Origin of the sequence: Companilactobacillus baiquanensis (assembly GCF_003946605.1) — a bacterium.
GTDB classification, from domain to species: Bacteria; Bacillota; Bacilli; order Lactobacillales; family Lactobacillaceae; genus Companilactobacillus; species Companilactobacillus baiquanensis.
On sequence record NZ_RHOQ01000011.1, the window covers coordinates 1 to 18,884 of the forward strand.

Consider the following 18,884-nt stretch of genomic DNA (forward strand, 5'->3'; position numbering starts at 1 on the left):
CCCCCGCCACTCGTTTTTGAATCCACTGCCGCACAAAACTCGACATTTTTTGGGCTGCTTTTAAGACTGGAAACTGACCGCGTGTTTTCCGCAAAAACATAGGCTGATCAAAAACGTAGTAGATATGGAATCCCTTCGTAGTCCGCAAAATCATCGTGGGAATGAATAAGTCAGCAACGGTTACGGCCCCCAAGACCTCTTGCTCACGCGCGTCTCGTTCTTGTACGTCGGCAAAATCAATATCAACGACCAAGGTATTAATCTGAGCTAAGTTAGCTTCCCGGTGTCCCCGAACACTCGACCGATTTTGCGTATAGCCAAGCCAGCTGAATGTATTGGGCGTCCAGTGAGTCATACGATCGGCGATGGCGTCAAGTGCTTCAAAAGAGGTGATAACCACACCATGTGCTTTTTGCATTGAATCTTTACTGCTGAAGAGCGCAATGGCCCCTTTTTTTGTAGGAGTTTCCATCACTTGTCCGGCAATATTAGAACGACTATTTTTAACTTTATAGGTATGTAATGAATCGTGTAATACCAGCTTTTGTGCAGTCTGAACCGTCTTTAAATCGTACATGGTGAGCTCACCTCCTTTCAAAATAAACACCTAAGTTAGCTTAATAGAAATGACATAGAAACCGAAAAAGCGCAGACAAAAAAGCAACTTAGCGTTATGCCAAGTTGCTTAAGGTGGACGTAGTCCGACTACCCCCGAATAAACTTTTAAATTTTTAAATTACCGCCTACGGATCTAATTAACTAGATCCAGTGAATTTGCACAGAAGTCGCTCACCACACGTGTCCCCTTTGTTTTTACCCGGCAGCTTGTCCCCTACCGTTTTGAAATCACACCATTCTCGACATCTTACCATTTTGCTGGTATAATCTCTTTAGTTGAATGAAAAAGATTTTTTTGTCGAGTGCTTCCCAATTGCCGTTGGGTGGCGCTTTTCTTTTATTTAAGGTAACCATACACCATAACAAAGAAAATGTAAACAAAAACATCAAAAGTATACTTTTGATGTTTTTTAGTATATTAATCCACAAATCCACGAGTATACTAATGTAAAAGTATAAGAGTATATTAGTATACTTTTGATAAAAAAGCTTGATTTCAGGTTTCAATATGGTATACTATATTTGTAGCAGAAGTATACTTATGAGAGGAGTGTTATCAATGACGTACGTAATCGCTTTAAGCAACCAAAAAGGGGGCGTTGGCAAGACGACCAATAATGTGATGTTCGCAATCACTCTTGCCACCGTTTTCCATAAAAAGGTTTTACATATTGATATGGATCTCCAAGCAAACAGTACATTCATGCTCGGTATGACCTTTAATAAATCAAATTGGCCCGCTTCTATAACAAGATGCTTAAATGATAAGGATCTAAGTAAGGGAATCACGCATCTAACAGAAAATCTAGATGCCATTGCAGGAGATTCTGATTTTCGAAACTGGGGCACATGGGTAGCCGACCATATAAAGGGTGTCCACGAACGAACCTTTTACTTCAAAAAATTACTAGATAAAATCAAAGACGACTATGACTTTATTTTTATAGACACTCCACCAGCAACAGATATAAAAGTCGACAACATAATGGTTGCAACTGACTATGTAATTGTTGTGCAAGAAACCAAGAGATTCGCATTTGAGGGTTCAAAGGAACTAACCAACACTTATCTTCAAACTCTATACGATGACTTCAGCGACGAGATTAATGTTCAGGTCGCGGGAATACTGTTAGTCATGCTTGACAAAACTCACACGGTTGAACAGCTCATTGTTGATAAGACCGTTAAATATTTTGGTAAACAGAATATATTCAATGCCATTATCAAAAGTCACTTACGCCTTGAAAATTATGGTGAATACGGAGTTCAGTTTGAAGACTACCACGATCGTGCTATGTTCGCACTCTTTTCCGATCTTTACGCGGAATTAATGGAAAGAATAGACCAATTCGAAAGTAAAGGAGATATTGCTGACGATTATGTCTACACGCCAAAATATCTCAATGGCAAAAAACTAACACCACTTGGAAAGGAGATAAGTGCTGATGGCCTTGATTAAAAAAGATGCTGATCACTTCGAAGTGAACATAAAAAAAACAGTCGATGATTCCAGAGATGAACAAAAAACTACTAAATACTCCGCAGCGGACAGAAAAAGCCTAAGGGTCGATCCACCTGTTTTTGACACGATAAAGAGTCTAGCTTACATTAAAGACGTGAAAATGTATGAACTTGTAGAAAGCGCTGTTGAGGCATATAAGCAAAACACGCTTTCAGATAGAGAGAGAGAAATCTTCGACAGCATTTATCAGAGAAAACAGTCATAAGTATACTAGTATAAAAGTATACTTATGATAATTAGCCTATAATCACTGATAAACAAGCATTTTAAAAAGTATACTAGTCGCTAAATATACTTTTCCACTAGTATACTTTTTCTGATTCCATAGATTAAACTATAGGTAGATTGCAAATTTAATCCGAATTTTTGGACAAATTTGTCAGCATAACCTGATACGGTGTTTGCCAGTCGAGTATTTTAAGCGGTCGCTGGTTAATTTGGAGTAACGTCGTCGTTAAATCTTGAGCGCTAATGTGCTCAAAACGAGTCCCTTTAGGATAAAAATAACGTAAATTCCGATTAAAGCGTTCATTACTACCACGTTCAGCTGGAGTATAAGCATGGCAGTAATAGGTCTTAATACCATATTGTGATTCAAGTGATACTAGCCCACTAAACTCAGTGCCACGGTCCACAGTAAAGCTGTGCACCGGACCATTAAAAGTGGTTAGGAACTTAGTTAGTGCTTCATTAACAGTCGCTGTCGTCCGATCTTTTAACCGGTATGCCCAAAGGAACCGTGATTTTCGATCGATTAAAGTTAATAAAACTGCCTTACTATGCCCACGAGGACCAACGACTGTATCTAGTTCAAAATCGCCGATGCGATTACGTTGATTAATCATCATGGGACGCTGTTCAATTGATCACCCCAAAGATTGATTATATTTGGATCGTTGGTCAACGTTACGCCATGTTCAGGTAGATCATTCAAGGAGAAACCAATTCTCCCCTGATTTAGCCAATTATAAATAGATTTAGTAGCTAGTTTAAATTCGTGAGCAATCATTCCTGGTGACCAGCTTAGACGTAAATGGTTGAGAATTTTTTGCTTTAACTCATCGCTCAGCTTAGTTTTCCGACCACATCGCGATCGCTTGTATTCGGCATCTGTTTGTGCTAATTCAGACTGATAAGGTTGACATCGAGATAATTCATAAGAAATTGTTGACGGTGATCGGTTCAGCCGAACGCCCATTTGGATATTGGACAGCCCTAGTTCACAAAAGGTTTCGATTTTAATTCGTTCGGAATAGGTTATACTAGACAAAAGATCAGCTCCTAAAAGATGGGTTTGTGGTAAACACCATTTTAAAGGAAGCTGATCTTTTTTGTCCGAACAGCGTTCGGATTAATTTTACAATCTACCTTTTGTCTAACTTTTGTTTGCACTTCATGCACTTTAAAATGACTCAAGGCTAGTTTTTATTTGCTACTGAGCCATCGTTAATGATGGCCATTTTGTTCTAAAGTACATTCGTGATGACGCAATGATTCACCGATATCTTATCCAGATACTAAGCCTTCTTCTCTCGAATGGAGCCCACCAGATCATCTGTAGCTGGAGCGTTCGCAAGCAATGCGCGAACATCATCAAGATCCACCTTAACATTCCAAACTAAAACACCAACTAACTTATCGGTATCTATGAAATAGACAAGCGATCCATGCGTTCGCCGATCAAAAATCAATTGCAATTTAGGATCAATATTACCGATTGCTTGCCAGGAAATATCAAAAATCATGGAATAGAAGTATGGGGTATGCTGATAGCTCATGTGAGCACCTGCCATATTACGGCCAACTAATTCACCAGAAAGTCGGGCATGGTCCACGTGCTCAATCCGTTGCCGACCCAAGATGTGATCTGGATAAGAGGCAATATCTCCAGCAGACCAGATGGCTGGGTCACTAGTATTGAGATACTCATTAACTTTCACACCACCATCAGCTAAATCCAAATAACTGTCTTCAGCTAAACTAATCCGCGGCGTAACGCCTAACCCAACAATGATCGTATCGGCTGCGATCACCGTACCATCCTTTGTCAATAGAGTCAAGTGGTCACCTTGGCGTTGATATGATCGGACAAACTGACCACTCATCAGTGTGACACCATTGCGTTTGAACGTGGCTTCATACTCAGTCCGAATAGGCTCAGGAAATTTACCCTCACCCAGCGCTTTTTCTGGAAAAATCATCGTAACTTCAGTCTCATTTTGGGTCAGTGACGATGCGAGCTCTGTACCAACATATCCACCACCAATGATCACAACTCGCTTGTTCGGACCACTAAATTTACGTAACTTGCGATAATCTGACCACTGTCTAAAGACTAGCACATGTGGATCAGAAGGTCCCTGGATTTGTCTAGGTTCTCCGCCAGTTGCTAGCAATAGCTGTTCATACTTGATTTGCTCACTATCGTCCAATGTAATGACCTTATCTTGCCGATTAATAGCCGTAACCGTTGTCTTGAACTTAAAAGTCACATTGGGATAATTTTCAGCACCAATCTGAATGTTCTCTTCAGTAAATTCATCATCTAGCCATAGTTTTTTACTCAGTGCCGGTCGTTCATATGGGACATCCGCCTCTTGCGAAATAATTAAGATCTCACCCTCTGAATCTTCCTGTCGAATTCCCTTGACGGCATAGCCAGCAACCACTCCGCCACCAACAATGACGTATCGATAGCTGTTTGTCTGATCCAAATCACTCATCTAATCGCCTCCATAACTTTACTTTTTCTAGGATCATTGTAATATAAAAACGCCATGATTCGAAAAATAACGCTCAGAATTGTCAATCGTTGCTTGCTTTTATCAGAATAATAATTTTATTTACATACTGCTACAAAGCTATCAAATATCACTATGATCCAGATTTAGAATTGCGGATAACACAGCATAAAATAATATTATTTTAATTAAAAAACCTCAATTTTTAAGGTAATCATTTTTGATTTTAATTTGAAGTAACAATATTCGAAGAGTTGTCATTTTTCTTGGTCATTTCTCGGATTTTAGTGGAGTTAGAAGTTTCAAGTGGTCCGCTCTGCTATGATTCTCTCATGTAAACATCATCTTTGTATATTGAATTTCTTTCGATATCTGATAAAGGTCGTCCGTTTAATCCCTGTATTACGGGCAACATCTACATCACTCATACCCGTTTGATAAAGCTTAAAAGCATGTTGCAAGCGGGGATCGTCTTGGGTGTATTGGGGCTTACGCCCATGATATTTACCCTGCTGCTTAGCTAAGGCAATCCCTTGCTGCTGGCGCTCAATGATTCGCTTACGTTCACTTTCGGCCTGATACTTATAGAGTTCAATAATCAAGTTGGTCATCAGTTGACGTAAATTTGGGTCAGCAATCCCTGTCATGGACGGTAAATTCAACACATCTAGGGTGGCACCCTTATTTTGAATGGAGTTCATGATCTTAGTCAAATCATGGTTGTTTCTGCCTAAGCGATCTAATTCAGTGACCATTACAATATCACCCTCACGAATATAGGCCAGCATTTTTTGCAGTTCTGGCCGATTAGTGTTAGCCCCACTTAATTTATCCGTAAATAATTTATCAACGTCTTTTAAAGCCGCTAACTGTCGATCTAAATGTTGCTCCTTGGAACTCACACGCGCATAACCGATTTTAGCCATTTTCAGTTCTCCTTTTGGACAGTTCTAATGAACACTTGTAATTCCTAGTATAGCACAGAAATAAAAAAGGCCATTAGGGTATACCCTAGTGGCTAGATTGGTTTAGTCAAACAAAAATCTTAATTGGTTCCTTATAAGAGCATATAATTCCATCATCAAAACTGTCCTGCTATAATTATGGTAAAGGTGGTGATGATTTGCGATTTATATTTAAGGCATTAATAGTAGTTTTTATTATCCTTGCATTTCCTTTATCCATAGTTCTTGTCTTTAAAAATTGGTCAACGGCCATTAGTACTAGTACACCCATGTCATTAAAGCTTGGTTGGTTGGAGCAGTACGAACCGATATACCTCTTTTGGAGTGGAGTAATTCTGGCGGTACTGTTAATTATTTTTTTGCTTATCACACTTTTTTGGCCACGGTCACAATCATTATATCTTCATCAAAAGTCTGATGGTCAAGTGACCGTCAGTAAGAAAGCTATTGAACATTTTGCGCTTTCAGCACTTCAACATGAACCCTTTATTGGCAACCCCAAGGTATCATCTAAGTTATCACGAAAAGGGATCACACTTAAAATATCGGGTGATCTACTAAATTCAGTCAATGCCAAGAAACAGACTGCAAATTTTCTTAATCAATTAAAAAAAGATTTGCGTATTTGTCTTGGAATTTCTGAACAGAAAAAAATTAAAATCAGACTCGTTGATTTTAATGAGTTGGACGCTAATGTGCATAAATCTCGAGTTATCTAGGAGGTGATATCGTGACCGAACTCATTAAAGCCTATTTTTGGCCACTAATTGGTGGAATTATGGGATTGCTCTTAGCGGTCCTTATCATCACTTTTGGATTTTTCAAGACGCTTTTTGTTTTGATTTTTATGGCAATCGGGATTACCGCGGGTTATTATATTCAAAAAACTGGTATCTTAACAAATGTTTTTAAATAACTGTTTGAATTATAAGGAGGAAAAATTATGCAGAATGGAACGACAAGTGAGAAAACAACAACTAACGAGAAGTCTGGTGTTAAAGGCAATTTAACATTTGATGATAAGGTTATTCAAAAGATCATTGGTATCGCACTTTCTGAAGTAGATGGCTTATTAACCGTAGATGGCGGCTTTTTCGCAAATGTTGCTGAAAAACTAGTTAATACTTCAGATGTTACATCAGGAATTGATGTAGAGGTTGGAAAAAAGCAGGTTGCAGTGGATCTCGACATTGTTGCTGAATACGGCATTGATATTTCTAAACTGTATGACAAAATCAAAAATGTTATCGTTCGGGAAGTAAAGAATATGACCGAATTAGAAGTAATTGAGGTAAATGTGAATGTTGTTGATGTCAAGACAAAGGGGCAACATGAAAAAGATTCGATTTCTCTGCAAGATCGCGTGAGCGATGCCACAGACAAAACGAAGGAAGCCGTCAGTAAGGGCGCAAATAAATCGAAGGAAACATTAGGTGACAGCGTTGATAAAGTAACGTCTGACAATAAATCTAGTCGTGTTAACTAAAGGAGGTGAGTAAATATGGGACTTATTTGGTCATTAATCGTCGGGGCAATCATTGGTGCAATTGCTGGCGCAATCACTAACCGTGGTGCTGCTATGGGCTGGATTGCAAACATCGTAGCTGGTTTAATCGGTGCGTGGATTGGCCAAGGGCTCCTTGGCACTTGGGGCCCTTCGTTAGCTGGCATGGCATTGATACCATCGATCATTGGGGCAATTATTTTAGTTCTGATTGTTTCATTAGTTGTTGGTCGAACCAGTAAAAAGTAAGGGGGAATTTTATGGACGTCTTGAAAAATGTATTTAAGTTTATGATCGCTTCTACGCTCATTGTAGGTGGTGTCCTCATCGGTGGCACCGTCTTGGCTGCTAAGAAAGTAGATGGCATTGGTGATACATTGCAACAAAAATTACATGGATAATTAGCCAAATTTATCTGTATTAGGCTTCTTAGAACGTAAATAATTGAGCAATTGAAGATCAGTTAATCAATATTTAAATTGGGAAGATAACCCTTTATAAATATAGATTGGAATTTTTTTGATAATTAATCAAAGCAGGCACTTTTTTACATAGGTGCTTGCTTTTATTTATCTATACATTATGACCTAGCAGTTAAAAACTGTTTTTACAGATATAAATATAGTATTCTTACTGATTCTTTAATTTTATATTTGGTTAAAGAGCTAGGCTGACTGTATAATAGATCCAGTAGAGAAGTTAAGGCGGTGGCTATTTCCAATCGGAGGTGGTGCTTATGGTGTTAAACCTTTAAAGCCCATAAGGTAGATTGCAAATGTTTTCAGCTTAATTTGGTTAGTCAGGGAGGCATTGAAATATATGCCAAACGGCAGTAGCATCATAACAACTAACTCTATTCAAGCAGAAGATCCTTCAGCATATTTAATTGATTATGCAGGGACTAAGGCTGCAATTAAAAATACAACGTTTGGGTTAGCAAAACAATTAGCTCAGCGAGGCATTCGTGTCAATAGTGTTGCTCCAGGTCCTATTTGGACACCGTTGCAATTGGTAGGAGGACAATTAGCAGAAAATATACCTACGTTTGGTAAGGATACTCCCCTAGGTAGAGCTGGGCAACCCTCTGAAGTAGCCGGAGCATATGTTTTTCTGGCTTCAGATGCGGCTAGTTATATAACAGCTACATCTATCAATGTTACGGGGGGCTAATTTAATTAAATTTCTTTCTTATATCTACGCGTATCTACGCGAGAATTCTAATTTTATCCAAAGTATAGAGGGTGCTAAAGAATGAGTATAAATAAGCAAAAAATTTCGAGAAACAAAGTGTTAAATCTATTAACTTTATTCCAACTCTTAATAAGTTTATACCAAGTCATTAAGACCATTAAAAAGGGAAAATAAATGAAGTGCCCTAAAATTGTTAGACATAATCTAACAATTTTAGGAGCACTTTTTTTATGACCAAATACTCTTCAGAATTCAAAGTTAAATTAGTAAATGAATATTTTGATGGACAAATTTCTATACTTGGATTATCGAAAAAATATGGAATGCCTAGTAAATCACCGATTTATCACTGGGTCCATGAAGCGGAAGCAAATGGACTTAATTATTTGATAACCAAAAAATCCCATAAAGAATATTCTCAAGATTTCAAATTATCCGTGATAGAATATCATAAACTACATGAGATCAGTCGCTTTGATACTGCAATTTACTTCAAAATATCACCTAGCCAGGTTAATTCATGGATATATAGATACAATCACTATGGTGTTATTGGATTAAGGCGTCGTCCCAGAGGGAGACGACCGTTAATGGCCAAGAAAAAGAAGAACCAAACAGCCTTTTAATGACTGCCTGATTCTATTCATTTACTCTCTATCAACAGGATTTGACAAAGAGCCGTTAAACATGACTAGTTTTTATCTTTATAATTTATTTTTATTAACAATTAAATTAGAATCTTGCCATACCTAATGCATGTTGAGCAGCTAGGTTAAGCAAACTCCATTGACGGTCAAATCCTGGTTGGAAGAAGAAGTCTTGTTCAGCCAAGTCTTCCAAGCGCATCTTATGACTAATTGCCAAAGCTAAAACATTGCCTTGAGCAGTAATATCATACTTAGAAAGGACAGCACCGCCTAAGATTTGGTGAGTATATGGATTAAAGGTTAAGCTGACATATACCTTAGGATTATCTGCTTCTGGGACATAAGCTGGACGCATATGATCTTCATAGAAGCTAGTTTGATAATCAAGCTTATTCTTAGCAGCTGAAAACTTATTTAATCCCGCAGTAGCGAAGTGATAGTCAAAGACGCTAAGAGCTGAAGCACCGATAACACCCTTGAAAGCGCGATCTGGCTTATCTTCAAAGATATGATCAACCACATATTGTGCTTCTCTTCTAGCAGTAGTAGCTAAAGCAATTGGCATTGGCTTACCTGCTGGAATAGAAAGTGGCAAAATTGCATCTCCAATAGCGTAAACGTCTTTAACATTCGTTCTCAAGTATGGATCAGTCTTAATCCAGCCTCTTTGATCTAAATCAACTGTGTCCTTTAGCCAATCAGTATTAGGAGTTACCCCTGCTGAAACAACAACCAAGTCAGCTGGTATATCGCCTTGATCGGTCTTGACGCTTTCAACTTTTTCATTACCGTTGAAGCCTTCAATTTTAACGCCCATCTTCAAGTCCATATTCTTCTTAAAGGTAGGTTCCAAAACATCAAGCAATTCAGGGTTCAAGTAAGTTCCTAATGGACGATCAATCATGTCCATTAAAGTTACATGCTTGCCAGCTTTAGCAAATACTTCACTAGCTTCAGTACCAATATAACCAGCACCAACAATAGCAACATTCTTAATTGCTGGATTGTTAACAGCACTCATTAACTTAGAAGCCCAATCACGTCCACGCATTAAATAGATATTCTTAAGATCATTGCCAGGTACTGGTAAAAACTTTGGCGTTACACCTGATGAAAGAATTAACTTATCATATTGAACTTCTTCTTCAGAATTATTGGTTAAATCCTTAACTGTTACTGTCTTATGTTCAGGATGAATCGCGGTTACTTCATGGTTGGCATAAACATGACCGCCCTTCTTTTCAACATCTTCAGGAGCAAAGTTTCTGACGTCATCTTCAGCCGTAACTTTATTTTCTAAGTATAATTGCATACCACAGGACATAAATGAAATAAAGTCGCCAGCTTCATAAACAGTTACATCTACATCATTATATTTATCCAACAGCTCAATTGCTGATTCATGACCACCATGTGAAGCACCAACAATTACAATTTTACGTTTATCCATAAAATCCTCCTAACACAATAGTTTCTTCATTACATTTTCAAGGGTAACACTTATTACTTAATGTCTATCATATTTTGCTCAATAAATTGATTAAAAATAAAAGTTTGGAGTTGACGCTCCAAACTTTTTTGCTATATCTTCTGCTCAACATCATGAATCTTCACAACTAATACAGTGCGAATCCAATCAAATTGGGCTTTCATTTGGTCAAAATATGCGCCTTCATTAATGAATTGACCACTGCCATGAATATGATAACCGCGACCCATTCCAGCGGTTCCTGAATAATTGTAAGAACCAATCGTAATGATCAGTTCATGTTTTGGATCTTTTTCAAAATCTTGTTCAATCGAGTGCATCCCCGCAGCTGGAATCAAAATTATATCATCAGAAACCACGTTAATATATTGTGACCAAGTATTAACTACGCTAGCTGGATTACCATTAATCGAGACAATCGTTGCCGGCCCTTTGTCTTGTAAAACATCTAAAAAATCTTCGTTCATTATTTTTGTCATGATTTTTACCTCCTATGTTCTGCTATTCAACTATATTCCTAAACACCGCCAAGTTATGACAGAATTTCTTATTCAGCTGCTTCGTCATGGATTCCGTAAGCACGCACTTCGCATGAACGTTCAGGGAACTGTGCCTTCATTGCGTAAACCAGTGTTTACTGAATGGCAAGTTCTGATTCCAAATACAAAAGAACAAAAACCAATTTCTTACTTGCTGCGGTGTCTGGATAAAACTATCGCTCTTCATCAGCGTAAGCTTGAAAAACTCCAAGAACTTAAAAAAGGGTATCTACAAAAGATGTTTTGCTGATTCTTAATTTGATCAAATTTAGGATCCTATGAAACCCCATGACTTAATTTTTACTGTGCTTGGTCAATACTTAATTCACTTGTATAATGGATTACGCAGGAAGTTTTAAGGGCGGTGGCTGTCTTTTCCCTTGCGAGGTGAGGCCCATGGGAACATGGAATAATCTTCAGGAAGGTTTCACAGTCAATGAGCGTCTTCCAGACACTCTCGTTGATGTTGCTGTTTGGCACGTTTTTAATCGCGCTTCTCAGCTATATCGACAAGCACCACAAATAAAAAAGCCGCCCCGATTATAACTTTGGCGAGTTACGGGACGACATTAATATAGTTTTGTAATTATGCCACCGCCTTTGAAGCGGCTTGCGTGGGAAGTCCTGTTTTCGGCGGGGCTTCCTTTTTCTGTCTCCATTATAGCATGCCCTTTAAAAACTGGCTAACGTTTTAAACTTTGATCAAGTTCGGATTCGGGTTGTTTGATTTCCGGATTCTGTTCAGCAAATGCTTGCAGCTGTTTTTGTGTTCGATTACTGATTTCATGGTGTATATCATTTAGTTTATTCTTTAGTTCTGATTTTTGTTGTGGGTTCCTTGCTTGCTGAACTTGTCGTTGCAAACTTGATATAACTGATTAAGCGCTCGGGCTGATAGCTTTTTTATTTTACATTTGAATTACAAGTACATACCCCCATCTTCATGCCGGTTCCGGGTTTGGTGTTGCCGCTGCTTTTTCGTCATTTCCCACTCAGTCTCTTTTAAGCCGCGTGCCTGTTTTTGTCGTTCGTAATCTTCATCACGAGCATATAGGGCGGTCATGATTGCGTTACTAAAGGCCGTCTTTAAGTAGTAGCTTGGACTAACTGGCTTGTAATTTAGCGGTTGATAATGTCCAATATTTACTTTTCTATACTGGTCGTCCTTGGCTTGTTGCCCTTTTAACTGCTTTTGGATTTTCTCGATCTGACTGTTCTTAATCGTCGGATCGGCTTTGCATTCGCCAAAAAAGAGTTGTTTAGTGCCATCATGCTTTAAAACCCGTTGTAAGTGATGATTTTCTAACTGATCTAAGCTAAGCTGTCCCGATAAATAAGCTAGTCCTTGTTGATGTTCTTGGGGACTGAACACCTGTGGTGGATTTGCTTGCCACTGTTCAATTGCTTCAGCCTGACATGGCTTTAAAACAGGATCATAGTACATCACGGCTGTATAGGCTTGTTCCTGTTTAATCATTGGTAATTCATTAAAATTGCCGTTAGGAAAAGCTCTTCTTAAAACTTCCTGGTATTGGGTTTGAATAACTTGCTTAACAGCCATGATTGTTCGCAAATCTTTGACTGCGCGAGTAATCTTTTGCTGCTCGGTTGGTGAATACTTTTCTAGTAGACCTTGATCAACGTGTTCTAGACTTTCTAAGCTATCATCATGAATCATCAGCGTATATTTAAGCTCGATTTTGACTTCCTTTTCTTGTTGCATTAATATCTTCCAGCCAACGTATGGCCGTTTGGTAAAGGTCAATAATTGTCGGACCAATAAATCATCACGAATATTCATTAAACGTTCGTTTAATTCACTGCCTTTGAAAATCGTTTGTTCACTATTAGTTTCTTTAATCAATTCCCGTCGTTCAGCCGCGGTTGTCTGTTCAAAATCAAGCTCTGGATAAAGTTTTTTAGTCGTGCGATCAACTACTTTATTTAAGAGTTCATCTGCTTTTTTTAGTGAACTTTCTTGTTGGTTAATCGTCAATAATTGCTTAGTGACATCTTCACCAACAGCGTGCTTAATTAAGGTACTGTTTTTCCAATTAAATAGCATGCGCCGTTTATCATCTAAGTTCTCCAAACTGATATAAGTTTTCAGTTCATGGCTTAACTCTTTAACTACCCGTTTTTCATTAAACGATAAGTGTTTACTTAGGCTATCTAAATGACCTCTATTGATTACTTTTTCTTGGTTGTTTTTATAACTGGCTTTGGCCTTGCGATAGTTCTTAACTTGTTGGTTAAATTCTTTTCTTTCATGCCGCTTACTATTGATTCCCTCATGTTGCATTGGGGTATCATCTATTCCCTCCTCGATAAATGATTTTTCGCTGATCCGATCGGGAATATTTTTTTGCTCTAAAGCCTGATTTACACTTGCCGCCCAATTGTGCCGCCATTCAGTTATTTTTTCTTTTTTATCCCAATCAACTAACCAAACTTTCTTCTGTCTTGGAAAGCCACTTTTAGTAAATGTTTTATTTCCATTTTCATCTAAAATATATTGTGTTTTTGCCTTTAATCCCCATGTTCCGTCAGGATTAAACGGGCGGTTTGTTAGCATAACATGCGCATGCGGATTATCTGTATTATCTCTGTGAATAGCAACATCTGCTACCATGCCTGCATTAACAAAATTTTCTTGTACATACGCTGTCAATAATTCTTTTTGTTCTTCCGTTGATAATTCGATAGGTAAAGCAACATTAAATTCTTTTGCGTAACGTGAATTTTCTTTACGGTCTTTGTCTTCAACTTCATTCCATAACTTTTGCCTATCTTTTGCCCAATCAGGGGCATTTTTTGGTGTTAAAATAAATGCTTCTGGTTTAACATCTCTTGCATAAGAATAGGTCTTACCCTCTTTATCAGAAAACAACTTTTCGCCACTTCGATAACTCGCACTAGCAACCGCACTACGCATTTTCCCTGCGCTTATATTTTGAAAACTCATATGAAAAATTGCCATGCTGTTGTCTCCTTTCTTTTGAGGGTTTTGTTTTTGATTTTTGTTATCGCCATAGGCGACTTCTGATACAGTTTTTTTAGGGGTTTTAACACGACATAGATTTTCTATGTGTAAGTGCGCATTGACCTCATTTCACTCAGTCTTCTGATTCTCTTAACTTTAACTTAGTGTATGCCTTCCGCTTCGCTATTTCAAATTTTATACTTTGACTTAACGTTTCTTATATGATATAGTTTCGGTGATTATTTCTAATATGATTGGAGGGATCGTTATGCCTCAAAGTAACTTAGAAAAACAAGAAGCTAAATTAAAAGCCCTTAATCAAAAAATTAAGGACGAAAAAAATAAGATTGAACAACGGCTAGGTAAACAAATCATCAGTCAAGCCAATTTAGATTATGCTAATTTGTCTAACGATCAGATTAAGCTTTTAGCCAAGCAATTTTCTGAATTTTTAAAGATAAAGTCCGTAGATCATTAGCCATACGAGATGGGGAAATTCCATGTCTAATCAATATGAAAAACTAGTCGAGCAGCAAGAGCGTTTAAAACAAAAAATTGAGCGGGAAGATTTTAAATTACGGCAATCTAAATACTATGAAAATCGGCAAGCCCGCAAAGCCCGTTCTCACCGATTAATTCAAAAAGGGGCTTTATTAGAAAAGTACTTTCAAGCTAATAACCTCTCGGTCGAACAAACCGAAGAACTTTTAAAAACATTTGCTGACTATGTTAACGCCCATAAATCGGATAAATTAAAAAACGATCAACCTAATAACTAGGCCGATCGTTTTTATTTTCAGGATTGTTTTTTGGCTTAATTTCTGGATTGTGTTTAGCAAAGTCTTTTAACTGTTTTTGAATTCTTTGTGTAAGCTCTGCTTTACTTTCTTTGTGCTTCCTTTTACTTGATCGCTGTTGAATTATCTTTTGACCCTTACCTCTTCTTTTTGATTTTAGGTCAAGCGTAAAATCTGAAATTTTATTTTGATCTAGCTTACTTAAATGACCGATTTCTTTAAAGTTTAAACCGGCTTTGGGAAAGCGATAAATATTACCAAGATCGACCCAGGAAGGTTTCTTCAACCCAGCGGATTGCCAATCTTGAATCGGATAATATTGTTGCTTGATATAAGCCGACTTCTTTTCATACTGACTAGTAATTTTAAAAGCCTCGACCTTCTGTTCTGATACCCGACGAATTAAAACTGGCCGAGACTTGCCACCGTTAGTTTCTACAAAACTAACGTATAGGCTGACTAAGTCATTAGTCCTCATCTGGATCGTTGAGCCAATCAGCGACCTCTTTAGCGTCTTTGAACTCGGTGACTGGTGTCCCTTCGGTCGCCTTTAAAAAGCGTAAATTAGCTCTTTCTTCTTCGCTTAAAGACGCATTAAAAGGTAAAGCACCATTAGCAACAATCCGCTTGTAAAACATGTTAATGGCCGTGGTTGGATTTAAGCCCAATTCGCTTAAAATTGCTTCGGTATCATCGGCCAAATCTTTATCAATCTTGACTTGGACCCGTTTCTTTTCCTTAACTGCCATGATTGTCTCATCTCCTTTATTTTGCTACTACCATTGTACTACCTTTTGAGTACCTTATCAATAGATAAAGCCTTGGCCTCAAATCACTTGAGCTTGGCGTTGATCTAAAGGCTGAACTTTTGAGCTGGTTAGCCTGGTTAGCTCTGACACTCATTTAAAAGCCCCTATTCTTATGTTTAAACCATTTAAATCTAACTTAAGCTAAATTAGGTTAGTAAGTCTTAAAATCTCTTAGAAAGGATTTTGTAGCCTTTTAGGACTAGTAGTACAACCCACTGTTATCGTTGTCGGCCGATTTTTCTTCTTCGGGGTGTTTGGCCGCATATTCTCTAGCCGCTTGTTTATTCCACCAAACGCCAAATAGGTTTTGCATGGTGCCGTATAAGTAGTTCTCAACATTCTTGATGTGCTTCTCATTGCTTCTCAGGGCGTTAAAGTAGCGTCTCAAGGCTTTAGTCATTAAAGGTTTCAGTTCCTCATCATCAAGTGGGATTATGACACCAATATCTTTGTGATCTTTCTCAACTCGGTACTTAGCATTTAAGATAATGCCAATGAAGCGCCGCATTTGTTGTGGGGTACGGCACCAGAAGCTAAGTAATTGCACGGCTTCTGGTTCTAAGAAAACGGGTAAGCCACTGTCTTCATCAGTTAAGAAGTCATTAGCATGGTTCACCAAATCCTTGTTTTGTTTTTCAATTTCTGCTGGTGAGAAATTGGCTGTGGAAAAATTTAATTTTTGAGTATCTATCTTGTATCTATCTTTATCTTTTTCTTTAGGTTCTTTATATAGATTAACTGCACTTTTTGCAGTTCCGCTTGTAGCAAGGGTTTGAGACACTTTTGGGCTATCTTCACCGCGTAAATAGACATCGGTTGCTTTCACATCGAGCTTGGACAGATATAAGCGATTCGGTTCATTCTTTTTTGTTTTTGGGTTAAAGCCCAGCTGTTTTTGCATCAGCAAATGAGCGGATTCGAGTTCTTTTTTAATTTTGACGACTTTTTGATTATGGCAAGGCAAATTACAAGTTTAATCCGAACAAGCCCGGAATCTTTCAATGGCAGTCTGTTGATGATGTATTTTTAATGGTCGTTGATTAATTAGTTCAAGTGCTGCTAGGATCTCATCAGTCGTTACTTGGCTAAAATTGGTCTTTTTCGGGAAGAACCAGCGTAACCGTCTATTAAAATATTCATTGGAACCTCGCTCCCATGGTGAATATGGATAGCAAAAATAAACTTTGATCTGATAATCCTGTTCTAAGGCCTGATAATTGGCAAACTCTTTACCATGATCAACAGTAATGGATTTTACTTGGGGACCGAAGGCCCCCATAAACTTGCCAAAAGCGGTGTTTAGAGCCTTAGCCGTTCTATTAGGGGCTTTGATGGCCCATAGAAGTCGGGTCTTACGTTCTACGAATGTAACCAGACATGATCGTAACTCACTTCGACTAGAAAGCACCGTATCTACTTCCCAATGACCAAAAGCTAACCGTTGATTAACAGTTGTTGGCCGTTGTTCGATGAAAGTCCCACTTGTAAATTTCCCACGATTTTCGCTCACTCGGTGCTGGCGGACATTCCGATTGGGTAGATCAGTCAATTTGAAGGGGAGCCAGCCACGATTAAGCCAATTATAAATTGACGCAGTGCTCAAGTTATAAGCGGCCGCAATGGTTTCTGGTGACCAGGTTAATCGTAAGTGATTGGTAATTAAAGTCGCTAATGCTGCCGTCAGCATCGAACGACGACCGCAATTCCGCCTTTTGCGATCTGCATCTTGCTGAGCTAATTCTGGATCATAAGGTTTAACCCGATCCAACTCATAGCTAATCGTAGCTTTGGCGACGCCTAAGGCGTCAGCCATTACTTGGTAAGATTTATTCCCCTCATTGACCAGTTGTGCTAGTGCGCCACGTTGAAAACGTGATAAAGTAGATGTACCCAAAGTAATCACTCCCTATATTGGTTGGAATTAGCTACTACCATTGTAAGTGATTGCTTTGGGCTTTTTAATTTCTGTTCGGATTAATACCAAACTAACAATACCCTCACACAGCAACAAGCCTATTCTAGATATATACCTATGGCAATTGATAGCAGCACTTTTCACCCCGTTCTTCTTCTCGTCTCCATTCCCCACGGTGGCTCTGAATCACCACTCACCGCTTGTATCTCAGTTAAAGTACCAACTGTTGGCTCATAAACATTTTTGCTTACAGTTGGCATTAGTGTCGTTAAATACCCTGTCCACGCTTGACTTTGAGCCTGACGGCTCACCATAGCCGACTTAAATAACATGGTCACCGTCGTCAATAAAGTTGGCTGGTTACCACGCTGCACCCGCTTCAATTGCGAAGTTGCTTGTAGTTGCTTCATAACCCGATTCAAACTCGCCGGAGAAATCCCTAATTCAGCTTGAATTTGACGCGTTGACATGGCAACCGAAGCGGCAGAACCACCCATTCGATTAATCAATGCAAGCACATCGTTACGCCATTCGTGGGCATGACTGTATTGTCGTTCGGCACGCGGCTTAGCAAATTTATGCCAGCCAATCCCAGCAACAACTTTACCTGAAAAATTAGGCACCCATTGATCCAATAGTCCTTGAACATAACTCAGTGCTGCCCCCCGATAGTTACCTGAATAGGCGTCTCTCACGCACTGTACAACTTCGCGATCGGCCAACGGATCATGTAGATTTGAATTGAAGACGTCAAGCACGTCTCTCGCACGTTGTTGCGAGATTTTTGACTGATACATCGCTAAAGCTAACGTCAAAACCGTGTTGTGACGGGCTAAACCTTGACCTGATTTGACTGTTGTCACTTTCAATAAGGCTTTAAACCAAGCTTGGTCAACCTGCCGACCTTCATCTGGGACTAGAGAAATCACCTGTCGTTTATCCGGCTTCGTAACCGGAACTTGGGCAGCATAATATTGTGACCACTTCATCAGAGCGCTCACCTGGACCAACATATGTGCATCAAAAAAGACTAGATTGTCTTGCCGGGGAATTCGAAAAATTCCAAAGTTATTGCAGCCGACATCGACCCCCGCCACTCGTTTTTGAATCCACTGCCGCACAAAACTCGACATTTTTTGGGCTGCTTTTAAGACTGGAAACTGA

At 38.8% G+C, this 18,884-nt stretch carries 21 protein-coding genes and 5 pseudogenes; 13 read left to right on the forward strand and 13 right to left on the reverse strand.

Features of this window, described 5'->3' with window-relative positions; translation table 11 throughout:
- Positions 1 to 577: pseudogene (locus EKM77_RS10465) on the reverse strand (primase C-terminal domain-containing protein); the annotation flags it as partial.
- 600 nt (positions 578 to 1,177) lie between these two features.
- Between EKM77_RS10465 and prgP the strand changes: the two are divergent.
- Together prgP and prgO are read left to right on the forward strand one after the other, a co-directional pair.
- Positions 1,178 to 2,077, forward strand: a complete 900-nt coding sequence (gene prgP, locus EKM77_RS10470; protein ID WP_042255042.1) for a ParA superfamily DNA segregation protein PrgP — start codon at positions 1,178 to 1,180, stop codon at positions 2,075 to 2,077.
- Positions 2,064 to 2,345, forward strand: coding sequence for a DNA segregation protein PrgO (gene prgO, locus EKM77_RS10475; RefSeq protein ID WP_042255044.1), 282 nt, complete (start codon positions 2,064 to 2,066; stop codon positions 2,343 to 2,345). Before prgP ends, prgO begins: the two co-directional genes overlap by 14 nt.
- 148 nt (positions 2,346 to 2,493) lie before the next feature.
- Here prgO and EKM77_RS10480 read toward each other — a convergent pair.
- From EKM77_RS10480 to EKM77_RS10495, 3 genes and pseudogenes are all read right to left on the reverse strand, one after another.
- Positions 2,494 to 3,410, reverse strand: a pseudogene (locus EKM77_RS10480) (IS30 family transposase).
- Between the two features lie 247 nt (positions 3,411 to 3,657).
- Positions 3,658 to 4,863 (reverse strand): NAD(P)/FAD-dependent oxidoreductase, encoded by a 1,206-nt coding sequence (locus tag EKM77_RS10490; protein ID WP_125594014.1) that lies wholly within the window; start codon positions 4,861 to 4,863, stop codon positions 3,658 to 3,660.
- 359 nt (positions 4,864 to 5,222) lie between these two features.
- Positions 5,223 to 5,807, reverse strand: coding sequence for a recombinase family protein (locus EKM77_RS10495; RefSeq protein ID WP_125594015.1), 585 nt, complete (start codon positions 5,805 to 5,807; stop codon positions 5,223 to 5,225).
- 197 nt (positions 5,808 to 6,004) lie between these two features.
- On the opposite strand from EKM77_RS10495, the gene amaP reads away from it, so the two are divergent.
- From amaP to EKM77_RS10530, 7 genes and pseudogenes are all read left to right on the forward strand, one after another.
- A complete protein-coding gene (gene amaP, locus EKM77_RS10500) occupies positions 6,005 to 6,565 on the forward strand; it encodes an alkaline shock response membrane anchor protein AmaP (protein ID WP_125594016.1) in 561 nt (186 codons plus the stop codon).
- Between the two features lie 11 nt (positions 6,566 to 6,576).
- Positions 6,577 to 6,762, forward strand: a complete 186-nt coding sequence (locus EKM77_RS10505; RefSeq protein WP_003596522.1) for a DUF2273 domain-containing protein — start codon at positions 6,577 to 6,579, stop codon at positions 6,760 to 6,762.
- 27 nt (positions 6,763 to 6,789) lie between these two features.
- Complete coding sequence (locus EKM77_RS10510; protein ID WP_125594017.1) at positions 6,790 to 7,332, forward strand: Asp23/Gls24 family envelope stress response protein; 543 nt, start codon at positions 6,790 to 6,792, stop codon at positions 7,330 to 7,332.
- A gap of 15 nt (positions 7,333 to 7,347) precedes the next feature.
- Positions 7,348 to 7,599: a GlsB/YeaQ/YmgE family stress response membrane protein gene (locus EKM77_RS10515; RefSeq protein ID WP_003680323.1), complete on the forward strand. Its 252-nt coding sequence runs from the start codon at positions 7,348 to 7,350 to the stop codon at positions 7,597 to 7,599.
- Between the two features lie 11 nt (positions 7,600 to 7,610).
- Positions 7,611 to 7,751, forward strand: coding sequence for a hypothetical protein (locus tag EKM77_RS10520; RefSeq protein WP_081539454.1), 141 nt, complete (start codon positions 7,611 to 7,613; stop codon positions 7,749 to 7,751).
- Positions 7,752 to 8,124: 373 nt separating this feature from the next.
- A pseudogene (locus EKM77_RS10525) lies at positions 8,125 to 8,520 on the forward strand (SDR family oxidoreductase); the annotation flags it as partial.
- A gap of 251 nt (positions 8,521 to 8,771) precedes the next feature.
- Complete coding sequence (locus EKM77_RS10530; protein ID WP_125594019.1) at positions 8,772 to 9,167, forward strand: helix-turn-helix domain-containing protein; 396 nt, start codon at positions 8,772 to 8,774, stop codon at positions 9,165 to 9,167.
- A 106-nt stretch (positions 9,168 to 9,273) separates the two neighbouring features.
- Here EKM77_RS10530 and EKM77_RS10535 read toward each other — a convergent pair whose 3' ends face one another.
- Complete coding sequence (locus tag EKM77_RS10535; protein WP_046041507.1) at positions 9,274 to 10,638, reverse strand: NAD(P)/FAD-dependent oxidoreductase; 1,365 nt, start codon at positions 10,636 to 10,638, stop codon at positions 9,274 to 9,276.
- A gap of 131 nt (positions 10,639 to 10,769) precedes the next feature.
- Positions 10,770 to 11,156 carry a hypothetical protein gene (locus EKM77_RS10540; RefSeq protein ID WP_035454452.1) on the reverse strand — a complete coding sequence of 129 codons (387 nt, stop codon included), beginning with the start codon at positions 11,154 to 11,156 and terminating at the stop codon, positions 10,770 to 10,772.
- On the opposite strand from EKM77_RS10540, the gene EKM77_RS10545 reads away from it, so the two are divergent.
- Both EKM77_RS10545 and EKM77_RS11185 read left to right on the forward strand, forming a co-directional pair.
- Complete coding sequence (locus tag EKM77_RS10545; RefSeq protein ID WP_125594020.1) at positions 11,155 to 11,466, forward strand: restriction endonuclease subunit S; 312 nt, start codon at positions 11,155 to 11,157, stop codon at positions 11,464 to 11,466. The two genes, EKM77_RS10540 and EKM77_RS10545, sit on opposite strands and share 2 nt — an antisense overlap.
- A gap of 213 nt (positions 11,467 to 11,679) precedes the next feature.
- Positions 11,680 to 11,742, forward strand: a complete 63-nt coding sequence (locus EKM77_RS11185; RefSeq protein ID WP_222843308.1) for a putative holin-like toxin — start codon at positions 11,680 to 11,682, stop codon at positions 11,740 to 11,742.
- Between the two features lie 157 nt (positions 11,743 to 11,899).
- Here the strand turns inward: EKM77_RS11185 and EKM77_RS11190 are convergent.
- Positions 11,900 to 12,123 (reverse strand): annotated as a pseudogene (locus tag EKM77_RS11190) (hypothetical protein); the annotation flags it as partial.
- Between the two features lie 12 nt (positions 12,124 to 12,135).
- Positions 12,136 to 14,196, reverse strand: a complete 2,061-nt coding sequence (gene mobQ / locus EKM77_RS10560) for a MobQ family relaxase (protein WP_125594021.1) — start codon at positions 14,194 to 14,196, stop codon at positions 12,136 to 12,138.
- Positions 14,197 to 14,449: 253 nt separating this feature from the next.
- On the opposite strand from mobQ, the gene EKM77_RS10565 reads away from it, so the two are divergent.
- Together EKM77_RS10565 and EKM77_RS10570 are read left to right on the forward strand one after the other, a co-directional pair.
- Entirely contained in the window at positions 14,450 to 14,677 is a 228-nt protein-coding gene (locus EKM77_RS10565) for a hypothetical protein (protein ID WP_164507777.1), read from the forward strand.
- A 22-nt stretch (positions 14,678 to 14,699) separates the two neighbouring features.
- On the forward strand, positions 14,700 to 14,978 hold the full coding sequence (locus EKM77_RS10570) for a DUF3847 domain-containing protein (protein ID WP_125594023.1): 279 nt from the start codon (positions 14,700 to 14,702) through the stop codon (positions 14,976 to 14,978).
- Here the strand turns inward: EKM77_RS10570 and EKM77_RS10985 are convergent.
- The 5 genes and pseudogenes from EKM77_RS10985 to EKM77_RS10595 all read right to left on the reverse strand — a co-directional run.
- Positions 14,968 to 15,474: a hypothetical protein gene (locus tag EKM77_RS10985; RefSeq protein ID WP_024748204.1), complete on the reverse strand. Its 507-nt coding sequence runs from the start codon at positions 15,472 to 15,474 to the stop codon at positions 14,968 to 14,970. The two genes, EKM77_RS10570 and EKM77_RS10985, sit on opposite strands and share 11 nt — an antisense overlap.
- Positions 15,464 to 15,745 (reverse strand): type II toxin-antitoxin system RelB/DinJ family antitoxin, encoded by a 282-nt coding sequence (locus EKM77_RS10580; protein ID WP_014564139.1) that lies wholly within the window; start codon positions 15,743 to 15,745, stop codon positions 15,464 to 15,466. Before EKM77_RS10580 ends, EKM77_RS10985 begins: the two co-directional genes overlap by 11 nt.
- A 259-nt stretch (positions 15,746 to 16,004) precedes the next feature.
- Positions 16,005 to 16,763: pseudogene (locus EKM77_RS10585) on the reverse strand (replication initiator protein A); the annotation flags it as partial.
- A gap of 15 nt (positions 16,764 to 16,778) precedes the next feature.
- A complete protein-coding gene (locus EKM77_RS10590) occupies positions 16,779 to 17,699 on the reverse strand; it encodes an IS30-like element ISLsa1 family transposase (protein ID WP_125594024.1) in 921 nt (306 codons plus the stop codon).
- A 161-nt stretch (positions 17,700 to 17,860) separates the two neighbouring features.
- A partial coding sequence (locus EKM77_RS10595; protein ID WP_125594025.1) for a primase C-terminal domain-containing protein occupies positions 17,861 to 18,884 on the reverse strand: 1,024 nt, incomplete at its 5' end.

Excerpts from the sequence above, each read along its gene's own strand:
- EKM77_RS10520 (WP_081539454.1), top strand. The coding sequence starts at position 7,611 with ATGGACGTCTTGAAAAATGTATTTAAGTTTATGATCGCTTCTACGCTC.
- EKM77_RS10580 (WP_014564139.1), bottom strand. The coding sequence starts at position 15,745 with ATGGCAGTTAAGGAAAAGAAACGGGTCCAAGTCAAGATTGATAAAGAT.
- EKM77_RS10535 (WP_046041507.1), bottom strand. The coding sequence starts at position 10,638 with ATGGATAAACGTAAAATTGTAATTGTTGGTGCTTCACATGGTGGTCAT.
- EKM77_RS10530 (WP_125594019.1), top strand. The coding sequence starts at position 8,772 with ATGACCAAATACTCTTCAGAATTCAAAGTTAAATTAGTAAATGAATAT.
- EKM77_RS10540 (WP_035454452.1), bottom strand. The coding sequence starts at position 11,156 with ATGACAAAAATAATGAACGAAGATTTTTTAGATGTTTTACAAGACAAA.
- EKM77_RS10495 (WP_125594015.1), bottom strand. The coding sequence starts at position 5,807 with ATGGCTAAAATCGGTTATGCGCGTGTGAGTTCCAAGGAGCAACATTTA.
- EKM77_RS10545 (WP_125594020.1), top strand. The coding sequence starts at position 11,155 with ATGATTTTTACCTCCTATGTTCTGCTATTCAACTATATTCCTAAACAC.
- EKM77_RS10490 (WP_125594014.1), bottom strand. The coding sequence starts at position 4,863 with ATGAGTGATTTGGATCAGACAAACAGCTATCGATACGTCATTGTTGGT.
- EKM77_RS10985 (WP_024748204.1), bottom strand. The coding sequence starts at position 15,474 with ATGAGGACTAATGACTTAGTCAGCCTATACGTTAGTTTTGTAGAAACT.
- EKM77_RS10515 (WP_003680323.1), top strand. The coding sequence starts at position 7,348 with ATGGGACTTATTTGGTCATTAATCGTCGGGGCAATCATTGGTGCAATT.
- prgP (WP_042255042.1), top strand. The coding sequence starts at position 1,178 with ATGACGTACGTAATCGCTTTAAGCAACCAAAAAGGGGGCGTTGGCAAG.
- mobQ (WP_125594021.1), bottom strand. The coding sequence starts at position 14,196 with ATGGCAATTTTTCATATGAGTTTTCAAAATATAAGCGCAGGGAAAATG.
- prgO (WP_042255044.1), top strand. The coding sequence starts at position 2,064 with ATGGCCTTGATTAAAAAAGATGCTGATCACTTCGAAGTGAACATAAAA.
- EKM77_RS10510 (WP_125594017.1), top strand. The coding sequence starts at position 6,790 with ATGCAGAATGGAACGACAAGTGAGAAAACAACAACTAACGAGAAGTCT.
- EKM77_RS10570 (WP_125594023.1), top strand. The coding sequence starts at position 14,700 with ATGTCTAATCAATATGAAAAACTAGTCGAGCAGCAAGAGCGTTTAAAA.
- EKM77_RS10565 (WP_164507777.1), top strand. The coding sequence starts at position 14,450 with ATGATTGGAGGGATCGTTATGCCTCAAAGTAACTTAGAAAAACAAGAA.